Below are 23,466 nucleotides of genomic sequence, written 5' to 3' on the forward strand. Positions count from 1 at the left end.
GGGTAATCCGCAGTTGTGTTATCATTGCGTGAAGAAAGTCCATTCCCATTCAGGCAGAAAAGAGGGTACTATCATGAATGAAATTCCGCAAATTACACCGCAGGAGCTGCGTAAACGGCTCGCTGCCGGCGAAGAGCTTGTACTGATCGACGTCCGTGAAGAGGATGAGGTTGCCTTCGGCATGATTCCCGGTGCGCAGCATATCCCGATGGGCCAGATCCCGCAGCAGACGGACAAGCTTCCGTCAGATACGGAGATCATCTTCATTTGCCGTTCCGGCAACCGCAGCCAGCGGGTCTGTGAATATCTGCAGCAATTCGGCATTCAGGGCTCTAATCTTAGCGGCGGCATGATCGAATGGGATGATACCGAAGCGTAATTGAACATCATCCTGATGCTAAGCGCCAACACACATAAAAGCTCAAGCGCGGTGACGCAGTAAAATGTATTGCGAGACCTCAGCCACATTCAGCTCCGTTGTATCGACCGTGCAATGCGCGAAACGGTAAGCTTCCCTGCGCTGTTCCATAATGGAACGGACCCGGTTTGCCGCATTGCCGGCGAGCAGCGGCCGGTTCTCATCCCCGCTGACCCGTTCAATAATGGTATCCTCCGAGGCTGTAAGGGCCACTACGAATCCATGCTCCAGCATGGCTTCGGCATTCCCCGGTGCAAGCACCGCCCCTCCGCCTGTAGAGATTACTCTGCGCTCTCCCTGCAGCATTTCCTGAAGTACCGCTGATTCAATGCTCCGGAATGCCTGCTCTCCGCCTTCTGCGAAGATATCCGCAATACTGCGGCCTTCTCTCCCGGTAATCACTGCATCCAGATCAACCAGTTCATAGTCAAGCTCCTCGGCCAGAATGGCGCCTACTGTGGATTTCCCCGTAGCCATCATCCCGACGAGAATGATATTTCGATCGTCCATAACAACCTCCAAGCCGCGACATTTGTCATATCATAACACAGGGTGAAAAGTTTGCACAATGCCCGGCAGCCTTCATTTTCAGGCGGGCTGTGCCTGCCATGGCTATGCCTCATGGATGCAAAAAACCCGAAATCCCTCCGCATGAAGCGGAGAGCATCTCGGGTTCCTAAGCAATAAGCTGAACGCTGCCTGTTACTCTGCCAGCCAGTTGTGGTGGAACACGCCTTCTTTGTCCACACGTTTGAAGGTGTGAGCGCCGAAGTAATCGCGCTGGGCTTGCAGCAGGTTCGCCGGAAGACGTTCTGTACGGTAGCTGTCGTAGTATGCAAGGGCGCTTGAGAATCCCGGAACCGGAATACCCAGAGTTACAGCCGACGCGATAACCTTGCGCCATGCCGACTGGTAGTTGTCCATAACATCCTTAAAGAACGGATCAAGCAGGAGGTTCTTCAGCTCTGCATTGTTCTCATATGCATCCGTAATGTTCTGCAGGAACCGGGAACGGATGATGCAGCCGCCGCGCCAGATCTTGGCCAGCTCGCCGTATTTCAGATTCCAGCCGTATTCGTCAGAAGCCACACGCAGCTGGGCGAAGCCCTGGGCGTACGATACGATCTTGCTGGCGAACAACGCTTTACGCACGTTCTCGATGAATTCAGCCTTGTCACCGTCGAATGGAGCCGTAGCAGGGCCGCTCAGCACCTTGCTGGCTTCAACGCGTTCTTCCTTCATAGCAGACAGGAAGCGGGAGAAGACGGATTCGGTAATCATGGACAGCGGCACGCCGAGATCCAGCGAGCTTTGGCTTGTCCACTTGCCGGTACCCTTTTGTCCGGCAGCATCAAGGATGACGTCCACCATCGGCTTGCCGGTCTCTTCGTCATACTGGGCGAAGATATCCTTCGTAATCTCGATCAGATAGCTGTCCAGCTCGCCGTTATTCCACTCTGCGAAGGTGCTGTGCAGCTCCTTGGCATCCAGACCCAGGACGTCCTTGAGCAGGTGGTAGGCTTCGCCAATCAGCTGCATGTCACCGTACTCGATGCCGTTATGCACCATTTTGACATAGTGTCCTGCACCGTCCGGCCCGATATATGTACAGCAAGGCTCTCCGCCCACGTGGGCTGAAATCGCCGTAAGGATAGGTTCAACCAGCTTATACGCGCTTTCTTGACCGCCTGGCATAATGGAAGGGCCCTTGAGTGCGCCTTCTTCACCGCCGGACACGCCGGTGCCGACGAAGCGGAAGCCTTTGTCTTCAAGATATTTGCTGCGGCGTACCGTGTCAGGGAAATAAGCGTTACCGCCATCGATGATGATATCGCCTTGATCCAAGTACGGCAGAAGCTGCTCAATGGTAGCATCGGTTGCCTTGCCAGCCTGAACCATGATCAGAATCTTGCGCGGTACTTCCAGTGATTGTACGAACTCTTCAACGGAGAACGTGCCCACCAGGTTCTTGCCTGCTGCTTCTGCGACCAGATCCTGTGTCTTCTCCGGGGAACGGTTAAACACGGATACGCTGAAGCCTTTGCTCTCGATGTTAAGAGCCAAATTTTTGCCCATTACCGCCAAGCCAATAACGCCGATTTGTTGTTTTGACATCTGGTTCTCCACCCTTTGCACCCTGTATTTTTGTGAAATCCATTTCTCGCAGTATAAGAATACCACCCTTTGTCAGAGACAGCAAAGTTCTGCCTGCGAAAGAGAGATCAATTTCATTGACAAACTTCGATCCATCAGGGAAATTGCTCACAATGACTATTTTAACGGTTTTGTCCGCAGAAGTGAACCCCCTCCTCCAGAAAGGCACAATAAAAGGACACCCCGCTATGGGATGCCCTTAATCGCAATTATTCACTCTGCGTACTACCACTCCAGCGCTGCCAGCTCCCTGGTCAATTGCTCAAGTCTCGCTGTGCTGGCCGCCACCGCTTCGGTATCGCGCTCACGCATAGCTTCATTCAGCAAGTCGAGCTGTTCATCCACGGCAAGCCTGCGGTCACGGATCCGCTCTTCGCCCTCTATGGAGTAGAACAGCTTCGTCAGCTCCTGATCCGACAGCAGCGGCCCCTTCTGGTACAGCACACGCTGCTGATAACCGGAAATCTCCACCAGGCGGATGACTTCACCGAATAAAATATTCTCTATAATGATCTGACGGTCGCGGAAGCGCTTGACAACGGCATGACCTCTCATATCCCCAATCAGCTTCTCCATCCATTCTGACAGGCGCGCATCACGGATCATGTAGTCTCCCACCAGCTTGAAGCCGTCCTTAATCCGCTGGAAGCGCAGCTTCACAAGCTTGCGGCCGGTGCGCACCGAAATAAGAAAAACACTCTCGTTCTCACTCCAGTACAGGGAATAACCTTCCTTGATCAGGTCCTTGATTAGATCCTGGATATGCTCTCTGTCGAACCGCAGCTCCAGATTGCAGTACTCCACTTCATCGTTTTTGTTCACGGCACTCCCCCCTAACGGCTTGATTTAAGCAATAGTCAGCTTCATGGCCTAACCTAAGAGTAGAACAGACTGCCGGACCTCCGCTTGCACCTTGATTCTTTGTGTGGCTTACACTTATTTTATACTTCATATTATGTAGCGGTAACTTGGTTTATTGACTATTTTTACCCGTTTTTGGCCTTTTCCAAACGCTGGAACCCGTTTTAGGAGAGTTGGACCAGCCCTTTTATACGCAAAAACAGCAATAAAGCCGCATTCCGCCTCCTTTTCAGGCAGTCTACGGCTTATTGCATTTCCACACCGGCTTACTCCCCCTGTGCCCGCTCTACTCAGTGCGCCGTGCCGTGCTTCAGCTTCGTCCGGTGGACGATCAGCAGATGCAGCCCGAATAACACAACCATTACTCCCGCGCTGGCCAGAAAAGGAGCACCGTGGCTGACCGTATCCCACAGCTTGCCTGATACCACCGGACCGGCAACCATCCCTGAGCCCTGCAGCGTCAGGAAGAGTCCCCAGACGGTCCCGCGCTCGCCCTCCGGCACCTGCTTGGCCAGGAAGGCGTTCCACGCCGGGAGAATCAGCGCATAGCTGATCCCGACCAGAGCTACCGCCACGAAGGCCAGCGGCAGCCAGCGGACCTGTGAGAAGAAGGCCATGGAGCAGGCTGCCAGCAGGAAGCCGATATTGAGGAAGATGGAGGTGCCGACCTTATCGACCAGCTTTCCGGCGGGTATAAGGGTTAGCACGGTAATCCCACCCCCGGCAATCAGCAGCAGGCTGAACTGGTTGGGGGTGACATGCAGCTCCGAACGTGCGAACAAGGTGACCACCGGGGTCATAAGCCCGATCGCAAAAGCCTGCAGGAACAATGCCGGGAACAGCAGGCGGCTTACCTTCAGGGAGGAGGTGACCTGCTGCCAGGTCCGCTTCAGACTCTCCAGGGGCCTTACCGGCTTACGCGTCACCGGTGGCCCCTCCGCCGATATCTCTCGGACAACGCGCGGCGCATGACCGCCGATCTTCGAGGGCAGGAACAACGCCACGGCTACTACAGCAGCAGCGAAGCCCATCAGCACCAGGAAGACCGTCCGGTAGCCCTGTCCGCCATGATCCATCATGAAGTTGACGATAATCGGACCGACGCCGGTTCCGGCCAGTGAGGCCATCTCCACTGCCCCCATGGCTGCGCCGCTGCTGCCGCTCCGGGTAGAGCCTGCCAGCTCGGTGATGCCTGTCATCGTACAAGGCCACAGCGGCGAGGTGCCGATCCCCAGAATCAGACAGGCGAGGGACAAGCTTACGGCATCTTTGGCATAGATAATCAGCCCGACTGCCACCAAGAGCAGCAGCAGCGCTCCTGTCATCGTCCAGCGGTAGCCGATCCGCTCCATGACCCAGCCGAACGGGCTGCGGAACAGGTTATCCCCGAGATACTGCAGCGCGAAGGCGAACCCGACCACCGTTACGGAGAGGCCCAGAATATTCTCCATATAGACCGGCAGCAGAGCTACCAGCAGCGATCCTTTGACGAATTCGACCAGGAAAATAATGATCCACATTTTTAATATGAACGGTGAGGCTAAACTGATATGCATACGTTCCGCTGCTTTGCCAGACATTTCATCACATCCTAGTATTATGTTGATTGATTTGTTATACTGATGCTTGCTCAAGTAGAAATAGGTATTCTGTCCCTCCGGGGACGCCTTTTGCTTCAGCGAAATCAAAAAACCACTCTTCGCGAAAGGTTGTGACAGCATTAAATGAATCAACAAGCTACTCCCCTCTTCACTGCTCTCAAAAAGCATGCCGCCGGAAATCCAGTTCAATTCCATATTCCGGGACATAAGAAGGGGCTAGGGACCGATGCCGAATTCCGTGAGTTTATCGGCGATAACGCTCTATCCATAGATTTGATCAATATTGCACCGCTTGATGATCTTCATCAGCCCACCGGGGTTATTCTTGAAGCTCAGAAGCTGGCTGCTGAGGCTTTCGGCGCCGATTACACGTATTTCAGTGTACAAGGCACGAGCAATGCCATCATGACTATGATCCTCTCTGTCTGCTCAGAAGGAGACAAAATTATTGTGCCGCGCAATATTCACAAATCGGTAATGTCGGCCATTATTTTCTCCGGAGCCAAGCCTATTTTCGTCTCTCCTGTACAGGATGAGAATCTTGGGATAGACCACGGCATAACCACCAGCTCGCTGGAACGGGCTTTAAGGCGCCATCCGGATGCCAAGGGTGTCCTCGTTATCAATCCGACGTATTTCGGCGTATGCGCTGACCTCCGTTCGATTGTCGACCTGGCCCACAGTTACGGGGTTCCCGTACTTGTGGACGAGGCACATGGAGTACTGATTCATTTTCATGAGGACTTACCGGTATCGGCCATGCAGGCCGGTGCAGATATGGCAGCAACCAGTGTGCATAAGCTGGGCGGCTCCATGACGCAGAGCTCGGTACTGAACCTCAATGCCAAGACGGGTCTTGTCAACCCACAGCGGGTACAGACCATTCTCAGCATGCTGACCACCACTTCAACCTCATATATTCTGCTTGCCTCTCTGGATACCTCCAGACGCAACCTTGCCCTGAACGGCCATGAGATGGCGGCGAGAACCATCGCCTTGTCCAATTATGCCCGCAATTCGATCAACGAGATCGAGGGGCTGTACAGCTTCGGCAAAGAAATTCTCGGAACAGAAGCCACCTTCAATCATGATCCGACGAAGCTGAACATTCATGTAAGGCACCTGGGTATTACCGGTTACGAGACCGAGAACTGGCTCCGGCAGAAGTACAACATCGAAGTTGAACTCAGCGACATGTATAATATTCTTTGCCTGATTACCCCTGGAGATACTAAGGAATCTGTAGATAAGCTGCTTGCGGCGCTGCAGGTGCTCTCAGCGATCCATTACAGCAAGGGTGAGATCTATGAGCTTAAGGTACAGGTGCCGAATATTCCGCAGCTGGCCCTAATCCCGAGAGATGCCTTCTATGCGGATACGCAGCTGATTCCCTTCCGGGAGTCTGCCGGCTACATTATTGCAGAATTCATCTACGTCTATCCGCCGGGAATTCCTATTCTTCTCCCTGGAGAAGTTATTACCCAGGATAATATCGACTATATCATTGACCATGTAGAAATCGGATTGCCTGTCAAAGGACCCGAGGACCGCAGCATTACCAATATAAAAGTCATTGTCGAAGCGGAGCCGATCTCCTAAGGCTTGTCCTATAGCAGTGCGACATACAAAACCCCGATACGTATAGAGTATCGGGGTTTTGCATGAATGCCTGAAATCTATTCTTGCTGGGCAAGCAGCTCGTTATAAGCTTCTTCAACAGCTTTCCATTCAGCTTCATCTTCAATGTTGTACAGAACCATTTCCTCGTCTTCTTCTTCCATACGAAGGATGATTCCGTCTGCTTCCGGATTCTCGCGCTCAAGCAGCAGGGCGTACAACTTCTCGCCTACGTCGAACGTTTCCACCAGTACCATTTCTACATCTTCGCCCTGCTCGTTCGTCAAGGTCAGCACAAACTCCTCGTGCTCATGGTCGTGATCATGTCCGCAACCGCATGCTTCACCATGTTCATGGCCATGCTCATGTTTGTGATCGCTCATTGTAATACCTCACTTTAATTGAATTATCCTACATTTGGTATCGTAACACGTAAGATAAGGACAGGTCAATTTGCAGGAGGGACTTAATTTTTGGATGAAGCCGTAACTACCTTCTCGGACACAAGAACGTAATCTCCGTTCTTCGACGCCTTCATGAAGAAGCCTACGCTATATTTGCCCGGTTCCTTGAAATCATAGGTGAACTCCGGTGTGGAGAACCAGAAATCCTCATTCTTGGAGCCGACGGCATCCTCGAGAATATCCTTCACATTCCCGGCAGGATCGGTGATTGCCACCTTCACGGCAGCGATGCTGTCCTTCAGGCTGTCCACCTGCGTCAGAATCTTCATCTTCAGCTTGCCTGTGTTGACATTGCCGAATACCGTGTCGCCTTTAAACAGGACGATATGAACATTCGGCTTGAGGATCGTCACTCTGCCCGAGCCGTCCCAGTTGACGACACCCCCGGCCTCCCTGGCGGGAATATAGGTCTTGCCGTCAATCAAATAGCCGCCATCGGCTATTTCCTTTCCATTGCTCCATACTTTGATCTTCTGGTTCACAGCGTCCGCGAACAAATAGGAGCTTCCCATCATGAAAAACACAACCGTGCACAGAGCAATTTTTCTCCATCTCATTGTAAAGCCCCTCCAAATAATTCATGCTGTTAATGTATACTGCTAAGACTTCGACAAGTTGCGCAGAATTCAGGGATTTATTTCTTTTTGCAGAAGAAAAGAAAAACAAGCCCTTCAGCAACCGGTTTCGGCATGTACAGCAGACCCTAAACGAAGTATTTTCAGAGAAGCCGGAGTCCCCCTTAACACATAGAAACGGCCGGACTTCAGCGCCTGTAAGACGCCTGTCCGGCCGTTCCCCCTGTTATCTATGCCCGGCTAAAATTGCGGAAGCTGATCCAGATTGTTCGTAGGATCTCCATCTGCATCGCCGCGGATATACATTTCGCCGTCTTTGCCCTTAAATACATTGACCCCTGCGATGCTGCCGGACTGAACCTCCTGAAGTGCCTGCTGATAATCCAGCACGCGTCCGGAGGAGGTCTGGAACCCGGTCAGGTCCCCGTCACCGTTACGTTTGGCGGCAATAAAGCGTTCCCGTTCTTGATTCATCACTTAGGATCGTCTCCTTCGCACTAGAGTTAGCCAGCTATCCTGGCCCGATTCTAGCTTGTCCATCGCAGCGGAAGAGTATGTACCCGGCAGATTACAGGGCTTTACTCATTCTTACATGCAGAATCCCTGCATCATAGAAGGGCTCCTTGGAGATTACTTCATAGCCGAGCTTGCTGTAAAAGGGTTCTGCTTGACACTGGGCATCCAGAATGGAAGCCTGCAGACCCAGCTCACGTGCCCGCTCTTCCATAGCCAGCAGCAGGATACGTCCGCATCCCTTAGCGCGGAAGGCCTCCTGAACGGCAATCCGCTGCATCTTGGCAGTGTCCGCTTTATAATAGATCAGCCGGCCGGTTGCAGCCGGCTGCCCGCCCTCCATGAGCAGGAAATGATGCACATGCTCACTGATGGCATCATATTCATCGATCTCCTCTTCTACCGGCACCTTCTGTTCTTCCACAAACACCTTCTTGCGGATCTCCAGCGCCATTTGAAGCTGCTCCTCTGTAGTAACATGTACGATTTCCACTGCCATCTCCCTGGCTCCTCTCTATAGCTCCAATCAATATGGAGCATTATACAGAATTATTAATATCCTGTATAGAGCCTGAGAGCTTCAGGGCAAGGCCCGTGGACAGGGAACCTCCGACCACCTTACTTACGGAGACTCATAGACCTCCTCGGGAATCGAGCGGTCATACACATCCCGCAGAACCGGCGAGGTCAGGCTATCCCGTGAATTCAGACTTCCGTCCAATCCGGTCATGTTGTGAACATCCGTATATTCAGGAATTTCCTTGCCTGCCGTACATCCGGCGATTCCCAGAAGGAGACATGCTCCAATCCATAAGAGACATCCTCTTGCCAACCGCATTGTTGTTAACCTCCTCATCCTTCTCGGCTCTTTACAGCTTTGACGAATCGGGAGGTTCATAAACGAAGCTTTACAGATTTACATTGCCAACTACATGGACAAGATACATCATACCCCCAAGAACTCCGGCAAGGGCAAAATACGCGGCCCCATATCTCCAGCGGGTAGCAGCCGGTACTTCATAGTACTTATCATTGTCATATACCGTGAAGCTGATCTCACAGGTCATCTTCATCTGCAGGCTGGCATCCACATACAGCTGATCGAGCTGCACGACTTTGACTTTTCCGATCAGCGACTGCACCGGCATGGTCGTCGTTCCATAGTAATCCAGGTTATCCCAGCGTACGCCGACAAACTGCTGGCGGTTCAAATCACTGTAGGTGGTGAACGGCAGCTCCCGCTTATGCTCGGGGCCGGGGATCAGATATCCTTGCTCCTGCAGATCCCCGATGGGGATCAGGAAGCTTTTGAGCACAGTATGCATCTGATTCTTCGTCCGCCGGCTGATGTACTTCTTATACATATCATAAGCGAACATTACCCAGATTACGCCGAACAGGATGGATTTCAGATAAATAATTACAGCCAGGCCGCCAATGAGCCCTACCAGCCATAACCAGCGTGTTACCGCCGTGGCAATTCGCCCCCCATCCAGCGGATGGATCGGCAGCAGGTTAATCAAGTTAAGCAAGAACCCGACGTATGCCAGCGAGTATAACAAAGGACTATGATAATAATAAGCCGCTCCGAATACTACAACCGCACCAATACTCCCGAGTATAGGGCCGCCAAAAGCTACATAAGCTTCCTGTCTGGCATCCAGCGGCTGCCGCTTCATCGTAATCAGGGCGCCCATAAAAGGAATGAACAGCGGCGCGCTCACCGGCAGCCCAATCCGCTTGGCAGCGATCACATGGCCGATCTCATGAACGAACATTAAGGCAACGAAGCCCACCGCGAATTGCCATGGCGAGATCAGGGCATAAGCCCAGATGGATACCATCATGGAGATCAGCGGACCTGCGATTTTCCCCAGCTTAAGCAGAGAGATAATAGCCTTTCCCTTAAGGAGTAGCAGTACTGCCCCGCTGCCCAGCCACCCCCATGCCCCCGAGCTTTTTTTCTCCTGTTTGTTTTCCTGCAATAGTCTCAATCTCCTTTTGATCACTATGTCGCTTGTCTTCCAGCCCACGGACCAGGCACTCCTCTGCTTCCCGTTAGCTCTTACTCTCTACTGTCGCACAGGAGTGCAGTGGATTGCAAATAGACTTATGATGTTGACAAATCTCCCGGCCTGCGTATATGATATCCAGTAATTAGGATAACCACAATAGCTACGAAGAGAAAGAGTACCCTGGCAATTCTTCCACAGAGAGCTCCGGATGGTGAAAAGGAGCAAAGAAAACCCTCGGGAATATGGTCTCAGAGCTGTGCACCGAACCCCGGCATGAACGGGTCGTAGGCTGCGCCGGAACCCGCATCCGTTACCATGCTAGGGTATACCCGCTTTTATCTGCGGACGTACCTGAAGAGGTGGATGCCGTAAGGCATTGATGAATTTGGGTGGTAACACGTGAGCACAGGCTCTCGTCCCTTTTGGGGGATGAGTGCCTTTTTTGCGTTCCACAATACTTGAGGAGGATAACAAGATGACTAACATTTTTATTGGAGGGGCTTGGCCTTATGCCAACGGCTCCCTGCACCTGGGCAGACTCGCCAGCATTCTTCCGGGAGATATTCTGGCCCGCTATCACCGTGCCAAAGGTGACGCTGTACTCTATGTATCCGGCAGTGATTGTCACGGCACCCCTGTTGCTGTACAGGCGGCGCAGGAGGGTGTAACCCCGGGTGAATTCGCCAGCCGGTATCATGAGGAGTTCGCCGATTGCTTCCGCGCCTTGGGCTTCACTTATGACCTCTATACCCGGACCGATCAGGCACATCACTCCAAAACGGTGCAGGAACTGTTCCTTAAGCTGCTGGATCACGGGTATCTGTACCAGAAACCCGGTCTCCAGTGCTATTGTGAGCTGGACCAGCGCTTCTTGCCGGACCGTTATGTCCATGGCCTCTGCCCGGTATGCGGGCAGCAGGCCCGGGGAGACCAGTGCGATTACTGTTCAACGATTCTCGATCCGGTGGATCTGCTGGAGCGCACATGCGCCCTCTGCGGCTCTACGCCTGTGCTGCGCTCTACTCAGCATTACTATCTGTCGCTGTCCAGCTTCCAGCAAGCACTCACAGAATATGCTGATTCCGCGCAGGGCTGGAGAGACAATGCCGTCCGTCTAACCCGCAGATATCTGCAGGAAGGCCTGCAGGACCGCGCGGCAACACGGGATCTGGACTGGGGTGTGGATGTTCCTGTTGACGGCTTCGCAGACAAAAAAATCTATGTCTGGATCGAAGCCGTTAGCGGCTATCTGTCTGCCAGCAAGCAGTGGTCGGCGGAGACGGGGGGCCGCTGGGAGGACTTCTGGTGCGTGCCAGCCGGGCAGGATAACCATGGACAGCCGCCTATAACTGCTTACTATGTGCACGGGAAGGACAATATTCCTTTTCACAGCCTGATCTGGCCCGCTATCCTGCTGGGAGCTGAGGAGCTGCATCTGCCGGACCGGATCTTCTCTTCGGAGTATCTGACCCTGGAAGGGCAGAAATTCTCCACCAGCCGCAATTGGGCGGTCTGGGTGCCGGATATTCTCAGCCGGTATGACCCTGACTCGGTCCGTTATTTCCTGACTGCGAACGGTCCCGAGAAGCGGGATGCCGACTTCTCCTGGAGAGAGTTCATCTACAGCCATAACAGCGAGCTGCTGGGCGCGTTCGGCAATTTCGTTAACCGCAGCCTCGTATTCGTAAATAAGTTCTGGAGTGGCAGAGTACCAGAAGGAGTCTTGGACGAAGCATGGGTTAGCAGTCTGGAGCAGCTGTATAATGAGACAGGCAGGCTGACCCAAGCCGGACATTTCAAGGAAGCCCTGGAATTCATCTTCTTGCATATCCGCCAGGCCAACAAATATTTCGACGAGCAGCAGCCGTGGCTCCAGATCAAGCATGATCCTGCGGCCGGGGCTAACACGCTGTATACCTGTGTTCAGATTATTGCCAATCTGTCTAACCTGCTGAACCCGTTCCTCCCCTTCTCCTGCGAGAAGATCAGGGGCTTCCTGTCCATAGAACAGCCTGTATGGCATCCGGTATCCGTCCTTGCAGAGCAGCCTATATTGGAGCTTGAATTACTGTTTGAGCGGATAGATGTAGAGCGCATAGAGGAGGAAATAGAGCGGATGAAAGACAAAAGCGTCCCGCCTCTCATACCGCTTACGAAAGCAAGCGGCGAAGGCAAGAACGCTCCGGGGTCTTAATATTGATGAATACACAGCGGCTGTCCGCTCTGTGTGATGACTTAGTTCTGGCCGGGGTAACGTGCTCCGGCTGCAATACCTTGCGGGGATATCCGCTCAATCCGGGCGAGATCCGCAGCCGTCAGTGTAACCTCAAGCGCTCCGAGGTTCTCTTGCACCCGCTCCAGCCGCTTGGTGCCGGGAATCGGCACGATCTGCTCCCCTTGCGCAAGGAGCCAGGCCAGCGCAAGCTGTGCCGGGACGCAGCCCTTCTCGGCTGCCATCTGCCCGATCAGCGAGACGACCTCCAGGTTCCGGGCGAAGTTCTCTCCCTGGAACCGCGGGTAATGGCGGCGGTAATCATCCTCCGGCAGATCCTCGAAGCTCTTGATCTGTCCAGTCAGAAAACCGCGGCCCAACGGGCTATAAGGAACGAAGCCGATGCCCAGCTCCTTGACCAGCGGCAGAATCTCATCCTCCACCTCCCGGCTCCAGAGCGAATACTCGGTCTGCAGGGCAGTCAACGGATGCACCGCATGTGCCCGGCGGATCAAATCAGGCGAAGCTTCGGATAAGCCGATATAGCGGATCTTCCCTTCCTTGACGAGGTCAGCCAGTGTACCGGCGGTTTCCTCAACAGGGATGTTCAGATCCGGACGGTGCTGATAGTACAGATCGATATAATCTGTGCCGAGTTGATAGAGGCTGGCATCTACGGATTTTTTGATATAGGCCGGGTCTCCCTTGGGTCCCTGAGTATGTGTAATGCCGAATTTGGTCGCAATCACAGCCTGATCTCTCCGGCCCTTAAGCGCCCGCCCGAGAAGCCGTTCATTGCCGCCGAAGCGCTGCTGCTCGAAGGCTCCATAGATATCCGCTGTGTCCAGCAGAGTTACGCCCAGATCAAGCGCGCCATGAATGGTTCGTACCGACTCTTCGTTATCCGGCATCATCATCGTTCCGAGTCCCAGAGCCGATACGATCAGCCCTTCGTTCCCAAGTGTTCTTGAGTGCATATGGTTGCCTCCTCTTGTCCCTGTAATAGATCTTATGAACATGACCTTATTCTAACCGTCCTGCCGTGGAGCAGCCACAGTACGTTCATGCTAGTAAGATCATTACCAGGGAGCGGCAACATACCTGTAAAAATGCGCCTTCAGATGATCCTCTGCTAGGTTATGACAGGGGTATAGATACAAATATGCACACCCGGGTGATCTGCCAGATTCGCCATAGAATTGATATCGTAGACTACAGGCTGGCTCGTGCCCAGACTCTCTATGACCACACGGTTAACCTTTTTGCCCAGTATATTGTGCTGCTTCCACATCTCAGCGAAATCCGCACTGTCCTCCAAGAGCTGATCGACCATCTCCTTGTACCAGGGATCGTGCAGGTTCATGTCATAATAGGTTCTGTACACCCCTACTGAATAGAGAGCGAACTCCTCCCAATTCAGCATCCGGCGGCGCAGCTCCAGGTCCAGGAACAGAAGACGCAGCATAATGCGCTCTGGAGCAGGCAGACTTCCGAAATCACTAAGGACTTCACTCGCCCTATCATTCCAGGCCAGTACCTCAGACCGCTCATTCGTAATAAAAGACGGATAAGTCAATTGGCGGATAATATCCCGCCACTGCGGATTCAGCTCCGGACTGGCTGTATCTATAGAAGCAAGTGTATCCGGCAAGCCCGGATTCCATAGCTCGAACAGATGCTTGTGCTCATCTGCCGACAACCGCAGCGCCTGACTGAGACTCTCCATGACCTCTCTGGAGGCGGTAACCTCCCTGCCCTGCTCCAGCCAAGTATAATAGGTGCTGCTGAGACCAGCCAGAACTGCAACCTCCTCCCGCCGCAGCCCTGGAGTTCTGCGCTGACTGTTCGTTTCCTTGATCCCTACAGCTTCAGGCTGCAGACGTTCCCGGCGTGATCTCAGGTAGTCGCCAAGACGCCTAAACCTCGTAATCTCGTAACTCATGAGTTGGGACTCCTTTCAGCATTACAATTGATTCACAGATACTTCACATGTTCACATACTCTCGCATATAGCGTGGGGTAAATCCCAGGGTATGTCACCGCCTGCGGCAGCTCGCTGAAGCTCCGAAGCTCAGCCATTTCGTACGGGGGCAAATTTCCGAACCTTTTGACATCTGCATAATACAACATCCCGTAGCTCTCTGCCAGTTCACTACTTCTGACTGAATAGATGCATAGCGGATGCAGCTCGTATTCTTCAGCACCCGTCTCTTCGTACAGCTCTCTTACCGCAGCTTCCCCGGGACTCTCGCCCGCCTCAATATGCCCGCCGGCAAATTCCCATGTAGACCGCTCACGGTGCCGCACCAGCACCCAATCCTTCCCTTGCTTCATAAAAATCACTACATACTGGAGACTCACTCCAGGGCACTCCGCTTCATGCAATGTTACGATCATGATAGAATTCCACCTTTTATGTTGGTTAAAGAACTTCCAGACAAGCGCCAATATTGTAATATACTATGGTTGGGGTGTCGTGGGTTTTTGTCACTCTTTAAATGTACATAAAAAAGAAGCCACAACATTGCATTAGACACGTAAAGTCATCTGCTGCCGAACGTCAATAGCTTCTCAGTTTGTTATTCTTTGTTTATAAAAAGAAAGAAAGCCTTGAATATCAAGGCTTTCTGCATATAGGACGGATGGGGTTCGAACCCATGACCCCTACCCTGTCAAGATAGTGCTCTCCCGCTGAGCTACCGTCCTGCAACGAGATTTATAATAACACAGAACGTAAAGGAATGGCAAGATATTTTTATAACATTACGGGAAATGCTTATCTTCCCCTAATGCCTCGCATGGGAGGAGACTCTAGCATTTTAAATATATAATCTAAATTGACCTTTTAAGAGATATTGTTTATGATTGATATATGGAAATTTATTTCCATAAAAATATTATTGGTATTTTTTACGTCGTTTAAAAATGTTACATAGTTTCATCTATCGTGCTGGCATTAGCTTGCCTACCTGTTACGTCCTTTGCATCTAACACCGCAGATTCATCAGCTCAGTCTAATGGTTCTGTATATTTCAAGGGACATACCCAAGCAAGTAATGGGTATCAAGTTTATAAAGAAGGTCCCGCCGGGCCAGTTGGTGCTTATGTCGTTAGGGTGCTATCCGATAATGGCGGCTATGGATATGAATATAATTATGGGGTAACAGCTAGAGCTTATTAAAGTAATTGAAATAATTATAATCCATTGGGAGGGGGCGCCAAGCCCCCGTCCTCTCACCTGGGCGCATTTAATGAAACAAAAGGGCTGTCCCAAAAGGGATAGCCCGCAGCTTTTAAGTAGGATTAACGTAAGCACATGGATGGACGCTCCGCTGTTTAAGCAGGATACCCATTTCATTCTTTCAAAAACATAAAAAGAAATCGCCTTTTTTTAAAAACAACCGTCCCTATAGCAGAAATTTCCCAATAATGGGATAATCCCTGCTTTTTTTGAGGAATCTGAGAATCTGACTTGTCAGTAGAATATCTACTTTGGGACAGCCCCTTCATTTTTCGTTATCATTGCTTGCTCTGAAAGACCAGAAACTTGTGCAATAACCTAACTTCAAGCCCAATCCTCAACATATTTTTCTCATCGGTTCATTCATGGTCAGTGTCTACCCATTTGTGATTTCAAGCTTAAAACTTCTTGCTCTGAGAGACCTGAGGCTCTAACAATAATTGAGGTCTCCACTCCAAGAGCAAGAAGTTCACGCACCATTGCCTCTGCCTTATTTCGCTCACCTTCTGCTCGTCCCTCAGCTCGCCCCTCAGCCTTAGCACCATTCATTCGTGACGCCTCATCCCGCAAATACTTCATCCGGGCATCATATTCCATACGTGTAGCGGCATCCTGACTCAGGAACTCCAGCGTATCCATTGCTTTTTTCAACATCGGTTCATTCATGGTCAGCACCTCCCAATTTGGTTGTTCAACACCCTTCAGGAATAACAGCCAGTTGATCAGACCACCAGTTAATGGAACGGCCTGCTCCTCAAGCTTTGTTAATTCCATCACATGGATCTCAAGATCATTGTTAAGAGGTATCCCGGTGTGATCTTCCCGAAGGCGAAACACATTATGATGGCGGTCATTAGGAAGACAGGAATAGTTCAGTATATTGATCGTCACACACTTCTTCAATTGACTGTAATCGTCGCCTTTTTGAATCTGGTGGTAATACATCTCGCTCCAGTAGAACAGTGTCCGCTTCTCCATATTGTATGGATTGAACAATTGCATTTCGATGTTGATCCGTTTGCCCTCAGCCGTCTTGGCCTTGATGTCCAGAATAGACTGTTTATCCGCTGGAGCATCCTTATCAGTGTACGGATTCATTAATACAATCTCTGTCAGCGGGGGTTCGCCTGCCTCCATAAAGGTACTGTTGAGGAAGGCCAGCAGGACATCCTTGTTATTCTCACTGCCGAAAATTTTCTTGAAGATAAAGTCATTCCGTGCGTCGAGTAATTCCACGATTATCACTCCAATCATATACATTGATTATATCATGGCAGAACTACTCGTTGTAGACAAAGCCAGCCTTTAAGGTCCCTATATTGCTATTCTGTCCCCAAAGCTCAAAGAAACATACTAGCACATGCTTGATCGTCAGCCCTCCCCCTTTACCTAAACGTGATCGCCATTCGCTTATCCACCAATACAACGGCGTCTGCTTCACCCCTACCGTTGAACATGGCTGATATTACATATATTTTCGTGTCATCTTCAGCTTTCGCTACCCATTCTTTTTCCTGCAAATAACGTTTGTTGACTGAATCGTAAGCATAGTCCAGGTTCCTCTCCATATCCTTCAGATATTGATCGCCATAGATTTGCTTGAAATCATCTTTGGACATGCCAATTTTAAAACCGCCTGTGGTTTCATACATATCTTTCGATTCCTTTGCCAGAGTAATCCCTGCCACTTTATCCTCACGGTACATAATTCTTACGCCAGGGCTGTACATGACTGAATTCGCAATATCCTTATCTTCTCCTTTGCCCAATACCTCTTCTGCTTCCGCGCGGCTCATACCATACTCAACAATGGCTTTATGATCGTTCACCTTTTGGATGGCTAAGTCTTTAGTGGTTACCCCGTCTTTGGAATCCCCACAAGCTGTCAATACGAACAAGAACAATACTACCAGTAACGTTTTTCTCATAATACCCTCCCAAGATGTTTTTATCTAAAGTTTACCATGTCAGGAGGAATACGAAACAGGCGCGTCCCTGATTAACATTCTCCCCTGTATTCTATATAATAGAGGCAGCTTACACACGGAAAGGACTGAACTATGCGCAGATATCAATAGTTGCACCTCACCAATACCATATATATTTAATGGAGGTAACTTATTGATGATTACAGAATTACAAACCGAAAGATTAGTATTAAGACAAATGCGCACCGCCGATTCAGCCAGCCTGTTCCCGATCTGGTCCGATCCTGAAGTCACCCGGTTCATGAATATCAGCAGCTTCACGGATGAGAGTCAGGCCGTGGAAATGATTGAGCTGCTGGGTAAGCTAGCCACTGAGAATCAGGCGCTCCGCTATTCCATCACGGAAGCAGAATCCGGCCGGATTATCGGCTCCTGTGGTTTCAATACGCTGGACTATGACAATGCCAAGACAGAGATCGGTTATGACCTTAGCCGCGAGTGCTGGGGAAAAGGATATGTGCCTGAAGCCCTTCGCGCACTAATAGATTATGCGTTTGATACGCTGGGCTTCAATAGAATAGAAGCAAAGGCCCAGCCTGCTAATATCAATTCTATTAAGGTACTGCAGAAATTAAACTTTTCGCTGGAAGGAATATTGAGGCAGAGTGAGCGGTCCAAAGGAAGCTTCATTGATCTGTGTATGTATTCCAGATTAGCTACAGATTAGGATAATCCGAACAAAGGCTGACCCGGGCGCTACAAAATGAACTGCGCTGGGTCAGCCTTATTTTATATACAAACCTCCAAAAAAATAAGCTACCACTGGGGCAGCTCCACTAATTTAACATCCGATGCGGATGTTTTTACGTATTTTAGAATTTGTTTGTAGCCCTTCTCTGACAGAAAACACTTTTGCTCGACTCCTCTGTGGTCTTCCCCAAAATAAGCAATATGAAACGTCTTATCCAGCTGGATAATATTAGAAACCTGAATTAACGTGTTTCTATCTGCTAGAACGAAGTGATATCCTGAACTGGCCAGGGTATTAAGCCAATATTTCAGCGTACCTACTGTATAAAAGGTCTGATCGTACGTATGGACAATGATCCGATAGATAGTCCGTTCAAATTCCATAAACGTTATTTTTGCAATATCGAGTGAGAATACACCAGTGTTTCCCTCTGTGTCTCTAGTAACAGATATCGTGCTCAAAGGGATCAACTCCAATGTTATTTAAGTAACTCTTCAGGAACCTCCGGTTGATTAATGTATAATACACTTGCTGTAACCAACACGATAAGGGCAGCCAAGGCGGACAAACCAGAAGCAAGCTTATACACTACTTTGCGCTGCAAAGCTCTCATTGTCAGATGTTCACCTCCCTTCTAGCTATAATCAGACTGATGGATTGAGCCAAAAAACTGGCTGCGATAACAGGTGATCCTACAACGATATTGGCACCAACAAGCAGTATCGCCACGATTCTCAGCTTAGGCCAGTGCCGCCTCGGAATCCGGGTCTGTCGTTCAATTCCAATGGGCGCCAGCCATAAAACTATTAACAGACTAGTTCCATTCATTAGCATAACGTAAAGGGAACTAACCTCCACAAAGGATAGGACCGTGAACAAGCTTACCGTAAACAAGACACAGGCAATACCGGATCTGAGATGGACCCCGCCCGACACCTGACGTAATACGGCAAAGGAGATCAGAATCTGCAGAGCTTCACTTGTCCGGCCCGTCAAAAGGGATGCTGCCAGCGTCAGCCCAATAATAAACACCACATTAAGCACTACGCTAATAGCAAATTTCAGGACAGCGTAGGATGCCGGGTGTTCAGGTACGATATTTTTAATCGTAAATGCCAGCTTGCCGGACATGAATTCAAGCATCTTCCCGCTCCCTCCGGGTGGAATAATATAGAAGGAATACAGTCATCACCAGGAAAATCAAGGCATTTAGCAGAATATCATTATAGTAGAGTAGCACTGAAATCCCTATTACGAAGCCGAAAATCAGCAGAGACAGCAGGATATCTTCTATCTTAAAGCGGAGTTTATCCAAGTCGAACGTGAAGCCCTTACCTTTGCGGTACAGAAGCCCAAAAATACCGAACACCGCTGCCGCAGTCGCTACCTGCAGAAAATATCCGTTCGCGGTACTACCAATATTCGATATAGATCCGAACATGAGCAGGGTGAGCAGCGTCTGAATCCCGGCAAAAATAGCAAATCCTGATATTGTTGCGATGATGGATAGAATGAGCGGCATCCTCACCACCGCAGCAAAGAAGAAGATAAAAATCAAGATTAAAACAAGTGGTGCAACATTCGACATGCCCAGTTCATTGCGTAACAGATAGCTTTGCAGATTGTTCAGCAAGATGACAAATAAAGCCTGCCAGATGTACCATCTCCACTTGAATCTATAGAGAGACATAATCAGATAATAGAGCGCAAGCGTCTCTATCGTTGAGAAAAACATAAAGCCTACAGGTTCCCACGACAAACCATAACACCGCCTGACTAATTTTCGTTTACAAAATTAATTATATATCCCCGCCGCACCTGACGTATACTACTTAATTACAAAATTCGACACTTTTTATCAAATCAAAAAAAACATCCGTTGGCCGCTCTGAATCGAGCCTCAACGGATGTTCCTCTGGGTACAGCAGCTTGGCTGTCCGTATTAAATTTCAGACCAAATGACGTTAACCTCCACGGTTCCCTCCTGGGACGCAAGCGGACCGCCAATGATTGACCAGCTCTGTTTATCGTCCTTGGTCTTGCCTTGAATGATCAGGTTCTTGGGATCGATAGTCTTCACGGACTGATCGCCCAGCTTGGAAGCCAGATAATCATCATAGAGCTTCGTTACCGATTCCATACTATCCGTTGTTCTAAAAATCAGCAATGCCGTCTTCTTGCCCTCATTCTCCTCCGCATTCGAAAGAATGGTCTCTGTTACATTCTCTGGCATCGGGAAATCCTCCGGCAGATATTTCGGCAGGTCCGCAGATCCGGCAGCCGTCTCGTTGCTTCCGGCTGTCGCCTCAGGCGTCTGCTCCGGCTCTACCGTAGGTGCTGGAGTCTGCTCAGCCTCTGTTGTCGGCTCAGGAGTCTGGACACTCTCTGCTGTCGGTGCAGTGGTCTGCATCGATTCGGTGGACGGCTTATCCTCAGCATTACCGCAGGCACTGAGGGCCAATAGGGACAACGTCAAGGATAAGGACATTATTAGTTTTTTGGTATACATCTGCTCACTCCTCATGAATTCATTGAACAATTACACGGCCGGTTAGATTCACCGGCTTACCGGATAATACCCATTTCTGCCTTCATCCAAACAACTAATGCAGACAGAAAAAGCCCGGAAACCAAGGCTCCCGGGGCATTCGTGAATGATGTATAAGTTCAGAAATTATTTATAATACGATGTCGTAAGCGGGACGAAGACCGAGGTTCCCTTCTTCACGTCGCCAGTGAGATACAGGCTGCTGACTCCGGCAATATCCACTTCGATGGTCGTGAGTCCGCTGGCCGGGTCAATGGTCTGCTTCTTCAGCACCGTGTTGGTGTCCGCGTCTTGAATACTGAAGTCTTTGATCTCCCCGCCGATCGCGGCTATCTGGAGATAGAGCTTCTGATACTTTTTGTCAGGTTGCAGCATGAAGGAACTGCCGCGGTCGCTGCTGGCGTCATCGAAGAATACATCCTTGTAATCCTTATCCTTGTACACGGTCTTACCCGGGTCCTTGGTGTGATACATATTATCAAAGCCTGTAGCAATCGACACACCTGCCGTCTGCTCCCCGAGAGAAATGGTGTTTGTTGCGGCATCGAACTTAACGGTAACCCCCAGCAGATCGGATACGGAACGGACCGGCAGATACGTTGTGTCCTTATAGGAAATCGGGGCAATCACTGCACCGCTGCCATTCTTAAGCTGCACCGGCTGGCCGTTCATCTTGAATTTGATGCTTGGATTCAGAAAAGCCTTGATTTCCTGCAGGTTGGCCCCGGCATACACGCCCGTGCCCATTCCTCCCAGTACGGCAAATGCAGTCAGCGCAGCAGTCATCTTCTTCTTCATTCGCTCAAACTCCTCTCCAGATATAACAAATTTGAATATTCCATATTCGGAGTATAATCAATCCTGCCATCAGATGCAATCATTCAGACATCGTCTCTCCGGTGAACCGCTTCGTAACGTTCGCGTATCTCCAGATTTTTGGAGTGATTGTACAAATCCAGCGCAATGATTCCCCTGCGGGCAAGCTTCACCACCAGCACAAATAAATATATCCCCATTCCCAGACAAGTCAACCATAGTAAAAGAGCAAAAATACTGAACCCTCCAGCGAGCAAGGACCCAAAACCTGTCATATACACAGCTTACATCCCCCTAATTCAACATGATAAAAGTCTATATCCTAATCATATCAAGTTTGGCACGATTGTGTAAGGAATGCAAAGTTCTATTAAATTTCACTGTAGAAATAATCCAATTTTGATATACTGGCTAAGTATGATTAAACATTTGGGGGAAATTACTCATGTACGGAAAATTATCCAAAATGACTTTAGCTTTTGCTCTTTTAGCTTCACCTGTGATATTGAACGGATGTGGCGGGTCTAATGAGAGTACTCAAGCTGCCACGGCTACTCCTTCTGCTGCTCCGACTGCTTCTCCTACTCCAGCGCCAGAGCTGAAGAACTTCTCAGTGAAAGACAAGACGCAGGAATACCTAGAGAACTTCGGTACTAATTCATGGAATATTGAGTCGTCCAAAGAAATCGCCAATAACATCCGGATTAAGGCCCGGGAGGATAAAGAGGATACCTTCACTTATCTGGAGATTGCTGACTCTATTGAGAAAAATGATGTACAAAATGTAAAGAAGCTTTTCACAAAAATTGGTGGAGTTCTACCTGCTTCCGTTGCCGCCCGCTATCCAGATTCCACACCTACACCCGATGAAACGGATGTACCCTCTGGCGGGGATACTATTAACACCTTTGATGAAGCAAACCAGGAGCTAGGAGCCAGATCACTTAATTTAGCCAAAAGCTATCTGGAAAAGAACCTCACCCAAGAACTTAGAGATGAAGTATTAGCAGTTATTCTCAATAGTCTGGAGTTTATAAATAAGGAAAATCAAAGCAAATTCAAGGAAATGGCCCTTGCCATTCAAGAGGATGACCAGGCTACTGTTGAGAAGCTATACGCTGAACTGCTGCCGTTATACCAAGGCTTACCTAGTTCAGCAACGGCAAACGCTACGCCAGCGCCAGCAAAGGACGAAGTCATACATCTCAAAGGGAAAAAGGACCAGGCTACAGAGTTCTTCCATCTGAACAGCGGGATCGCTATATTGGAGGCAACAGACAACGGGGATTCTAACTTTGTGATCTATATGTACGATGAAACAGGAGATACCAAAAAAATGCTCGTGAATGAAATTGGGCCTTACAAAGGAAAATCACTAGCTGTGATTCCTGACGGCGGGAAATATATGCTGAAGGTGGAGTCGGATGGCTCGTGGAAAGCAGATATTAAGCAGAGCATCCCCGAGAACGTCAAGAGCGCACCGGTTAAATTATCCGGTAAGGGGAACGATGTTGTGTTTGCAAGGCTGCAAAGCAAGCTGACCCGGTTCACATCCAAGCACACGGGTGAATCCAATTTTGCCGTCAAAGTGAATGATAGCCTCTTGCTGGTTAATGAAATTGGTAACTACTCCGGCTCCACAGCGGAAAAAATCGAATCCGACGGAATTTATGTCTTTTCCGTGGAAGCAGACGGACAATGGAGCATTGATATCGAATAAGCTTCCTTAGGTTAACCGCACCCCAAAACGAT

General features: G+C 50.0%; 27 protein-coding genes and 1 tRNA gene. 5 read left to right on the plus strand and 23 right to left on the minus strand.

The annotated features are described in order from the left end of the window. The first annotated feature begins 73 nt into the window (after positions 1–73). Positions 74–379 carry a rhodanese-like domain-containing protein gene (locus MKY96_RS15135; RefSeq protein ID WP_340941373.1) on the plus strand — a complete coding sequence of 102 codons (306 nt, stop codon included), beginning with the start codon at positions 74–76 and terminating at the stop codon, positions 377–379. Positions 380–421: 42 nt separating this feature from the next. Here the strand turns inward: MKY96_RS15135 and MKY96_RS15140 are convergent, their stop codons facing one another. The 4 genes from MKY96_RS15140 to MKY96_RS15155 all read right to left on the minus strand — a co-directional run bounded on the left by MKY96_RS15140 (position 422) and on the right by MKY96_RS15155 (position 5,013). Beyond that, positions 422–928, minus strand: coding sequence for a shikimate kinase (locus MKY96_RS15140; protein ID WP_340941374.1), 507 nt, complete (start codon positions 926–928; stop codon positions 422–424). 192 nt (positions 929–1,120) lie between these two features. After that, positions 1,121–2,533 carry an NADP-dependent phosphogluconate dehydrogenase gene (gene gndA / locus MKY96_RS15145; protein ID WP_340941375.1) on the minus strand — a complete coding sequence of 471 codons (1,413 nt, stop codon included), beginning with the start codon at positions 2,531–2,533 and terminating at the stop codon, positions 1,121–1,123. Positions 2,534–2,797: 264 nt separating this feature from the next. After that, positions 2,798–3,394, minus strand: a complete 597-nt coding sequence (locus tag MKY96_RS15150) for a hypothetical protein (RefSeq protein ID WP_340941376.1) — start codon at positions 3,392–3,394, stop codon at positions 2,798–2,800. Positions 3,395–3,723: 329 nt separating this feature from the next. After that, positions 3,724–5,013 (minus strand): MFS transporter, encoded by a 1,290-nt coding sequence (locus MKY96_RS15155; protein ID WP_340941377.1) that lies wholly within the window; start codon positions 5,011–5,013, stop codon positions 3,724–3,726. 144 nt (positions 5,014–5,157) lie between these two features. Here MKY96_RS15155 and MKY96_RS15160 point away from each other — a divergent pair, with 144 nt between their 5' ends. Further along, positions 5,158–6,633, plus strand: coding sequence for an aminotransferase class I/II-fold pyridoxal phosphate-dependent enzyme (locus tag MKY96_RS15160; protein ID WP_036729506.1), 1,476 nt, complete (start codon positions 5,158–5,160; stop codon positions 6,631–6,633). A 77-nt stretch (positions 6,634–6,710) separates the two neighbouring features. Here MKY96_RS15160 and MKY96_RS15165 read toward each other — a convergent pair whose 3' ends face one another. The 6 genes from MKY96_RS15165 to MKY96_RS15190 form a co-directional block, all read right to left on the minus strand. Further along, on the minus strand, positions 6,711–7,034 hold the full coding sequence (locus tag MKY96_RS15165; protein WP_019911532.1) for a DUF1292 domain-containing protein: 324 nt from the start codon (positions 7,032–7,034) through the stop codon (positions 6,711–6,713). Positions 7,035–7,117: 83 nt separating this feature from the next. After that, entirely contained in the window at positions 7,118–7,672 is a 555-nt protein-coding gene (locus MKY96_RS15170) for a copper amine oxidase (RefSeq protein WP_340941378.1), read from the minus strand. A gap of 258 nt (positions 7,673–7,930) precedes the next feature. Beyond that, positions 7,931–8,167: a DUF3892 domain-containing protein gene (locus tag MKY96_RS15175; RefSeq protein WP_036695032.1), complete on the minus strand. Its 237-nt coding sequence runs from the start codon at positions 8,165–8,167 to the stop codon at positions 7,931–7,933. 91 nt (positions 8,168–8,258) lie between these two features. Beyond that, positions 8,259–8,702: a GNAT family N-acetyltransferase gene (locus MKY96_RS15180; protein WP_076074267.1), complete on the minus strand. Its 444-nt coding sequence runs from the start codon at positions 8,700–8,702 to the stop codon at positions 8,259–8,261. Positions 8,703–8,825: 123 nt separating this feature from the next. After that, complete coding sequence (locus MKY96_RS15185; protein ID WP_340941380.1) at positions 8,826–9,041, minus strand: hypothetical protein; 216 nt, start codon at positions 9,039–9,041, stop codon at positions 8,826–8,828. 70 nt (positions 9,042–9,111) lie between these two features. Further along, on the minus strand, positions 9,112–10,188 hold the full coding sequence (locus MKY96_RS15190) for a site-2 protease family protein (protein ID WP_340941381.1): 1,077 nt from the start codon (positions 10,186–10,188) through the stop codon (positions 9,112–9,114). A gap of 505 nt (positions 10,189–10,693) precedes the next feature. On the opposite strand from MKY96_RS15190, the gene metG reads away from it, so the two are divergent. After that, positions 10,694–12,412 (plus strand): methionine--tRNA ligase, encoded by a 1,719-nt coding sequence (gene metG, locus MKY96_RS15195; protein ID WP_340941382.1) that lies wholly within the window; start codon positions 10,694–10,696, stop codon positions 12,410–12,412. Between the two features lie 41 nt (positions 12,413–12,453). Here the strand turns inward: metG and MKY96_RS15200 are convergent, their stop codons facing one another. The 6 genes from MKY96_RS15200 to MKY96_RS15225 form a co-directional block, all read right to left on the minus strand. After that, positions 12,454–13,407 carry an aldo/keto reductase gene (locus MKY96_RS15200; RefSeq protein WP_340941383.1) on the minus strand — a complete coding sequence of 318 codons (954 nt, stop codon included), beginning with the start codon at positions 13,405–13,407 and terminating at the stop codon, positions 12,454–12,456. A 155-nt stretch (positions 13,408–13,562) separates the two neighbouring features. Further along, positions 13,563–14,372 carry a helix-turn-helix transcriptional regulator gene (locus MKY96_RS15205; protein ID WP_340941384.1) on the minus strand — a complete coding sequence of 270 codons (810 nt, stop codon included), beginning with the start codon at positions 14,370–14,372 and terminating at the stop codon, positions 13,563–13,565. 32 nt (positions 14,373–14,404) lie between these two features. Further along, the gene (locus tag MKY96_RS15210; RefSeq protein WP_340941385.1) at positions 14,405–14,827 is read right to left on the minus strand and encodes an NUDIX hydrolase; all 423 of its coding nucleotides are present in this window, start codon (positions 14,825–14,827) and stop codon (positions 14,405–14,407) included. A 237-nt stretch (positions 14,828–15,064) separates the two neighbouring features. Further along, a tRNA-Val gene (locus MKY96_RS15215) sits at positions 15,065–15,136 on the minus strand. Positions 15,137–16,040: 904 nt separating this feature from the next. Then, positions 16,041–16,910 carry an Rpn family recombination-promoting nuclease/putative transposase gene (locus MKY96_RS15220; protein ID WP_445671485.1) on the minus strand — a complete coding sequence of 290 codons (870 nt, stop codon included), beginning with the start codon at positions 16,908–16,910 and terminating at the stop codon, positions 16,041–16,043. Positions 16,911–17,056: 146 nt separating this feature from the next. Continuing rightward, a complete protein-coding gene (locus MKY96_RS15225) occupies positions 17,057–17,599 on the minus strand; it encodes a hypothetical protein (protein ID WP_340941386.1) in 543 nt (180 codons plus the stop codon). Between the two features lie 196 nt (positions 17,600–17,795). On the opposite strand from MKY96_RS15225, the gene MKY96_RS15230 reads away from it, so the two are divergent. Further along, a complete protein-coding gene (locus MKY96_RS15230) occupies positions 17,796–18,326 on the plus strand; it encodes a GNAT family N-acetyltransferase (protein WP_340941387.1) in 531 nt (176 codons plus the stop codon). Positions 18,327–18,415: 89 nt separating this feature from the next. Here MKY96_RS15230 and MKY96_RS15235 read toward each other — a convergent pair whose 3' ends face one another. The 7 genes from MKY96_RS15235 to MKY96_RS15265 all read right to left on the minus strand — a co-directional run bounded on the left by MKY96_RS15235 (position 18,416) and on the right by MKY96_RS15265 (position 21,914). Continuing rightward, the gene (locus tag MKY96_RS15235; RefSeq protein ID WP_340941388.1) at positions 18,416–18,811 is read right to left on the minus strand and encodes a LytTR family transcriptional regulator DNA-binding domain-containing protein; all 396 of its coding nucleotides are present in this window, start codon (positions 18,809–18,811) and stop codon (positions 18,416–18,418) included. Positions 18,812–18,828: 17 nt separating this feature from the next. After that, the gene (locus MKY96_RS15240; protein WP_081751311.1) at positions 18,829–18,963 is read right to left on the minus strand and encodes a cyclic lactone autoinducer peptide; all 135 of its coding nucleotides are present in this window, start codon (positions 18,961–18,963) and stop codon (positions 18,829–18,831) included. Between the two features lie 2 nt (positions 18,964–18,965). Further along, positions 18,966–19,493 (minus strand): accessory gene regulator ArgB-like protein, encoded by a 528-nt coding sequence (locus MKY96_RS15245; RefSeq protein ID WP_340941390.1) that lies wholly within the window; start codon positions 19,491–19,493, stop codon positions 18,966–18,968. After that, positions 19,486–19,983: a hypothetical protein gene (locus MKY96_RS15250; RefSeq protein WP_143803504.1), complete on the minus strand. Its 498-nt coding sequence runs from the start codon at positions 19,981–19,983 to the stop codon at positions 19,486–19,488. The genes MKY96_RS15245 and MKY96_RS15250 overlap by 8 nt, the downstream gene beginning before the upstream one ends. 309 nt (positions 19,984–20,292) lie before the next feature. After that, complete coding sequence (locus tag MKY96_RS15255) at positions 20,293–20,838, minus strand: hypothetical protein (protein ID WP_340941391.1); 546 nt, start codon at positions 20,836–20,838, stop codon at positions 20,293–20,295. 186 nt (positions 20,839–21,024) lie between these two features. Then, entirely contained in the window at positions 21,025–21,696 is a 672-nt protein-coding gene (locus tag MKY96_RS15260) for a stalk domain-containing protein (protein ID WP_340941392.1), read from the minus strand. Between the two features lie 83 nt (positions 21,697–21,779). Then, complete coding sequence (locus tag MKY96_RS15265) at positions 21,780–21,914, minus strand: hypothetical protein (RefSeq protein ID WP_340941393.1); 135 nt, start codon at positions 21,912–21,914, stop codon at positions 21,780–21,782. Positions 21,915–22,159: 245 nt separating this feature from the next. Between MKY96_RS15265 and MKY96_RS15270 the strand changes: the two genes are divergently transcribed. After that, a complete protein-coding gene (locus MKY96_RS15270; RefSeq protein ID WP_340941395.1) occupies positions 22,160–23,434 on the plus strand; it encodes a hypothetical protein in 1,275 nt (424 codons plus the stop codon). Positions 23,435–23,466 lie beyond the last annotated feature (32 nt).

Source organism: Paenibacillus sp. FSL R7-0302, from assembly GCF_038006885.1.
In the GTDB taxonomy this organism is placed as follows: Bacteria; Bacillota; Bacilli; order Paenibacillales; family Paenibacillaceae; genus Paenibacillus_AQ.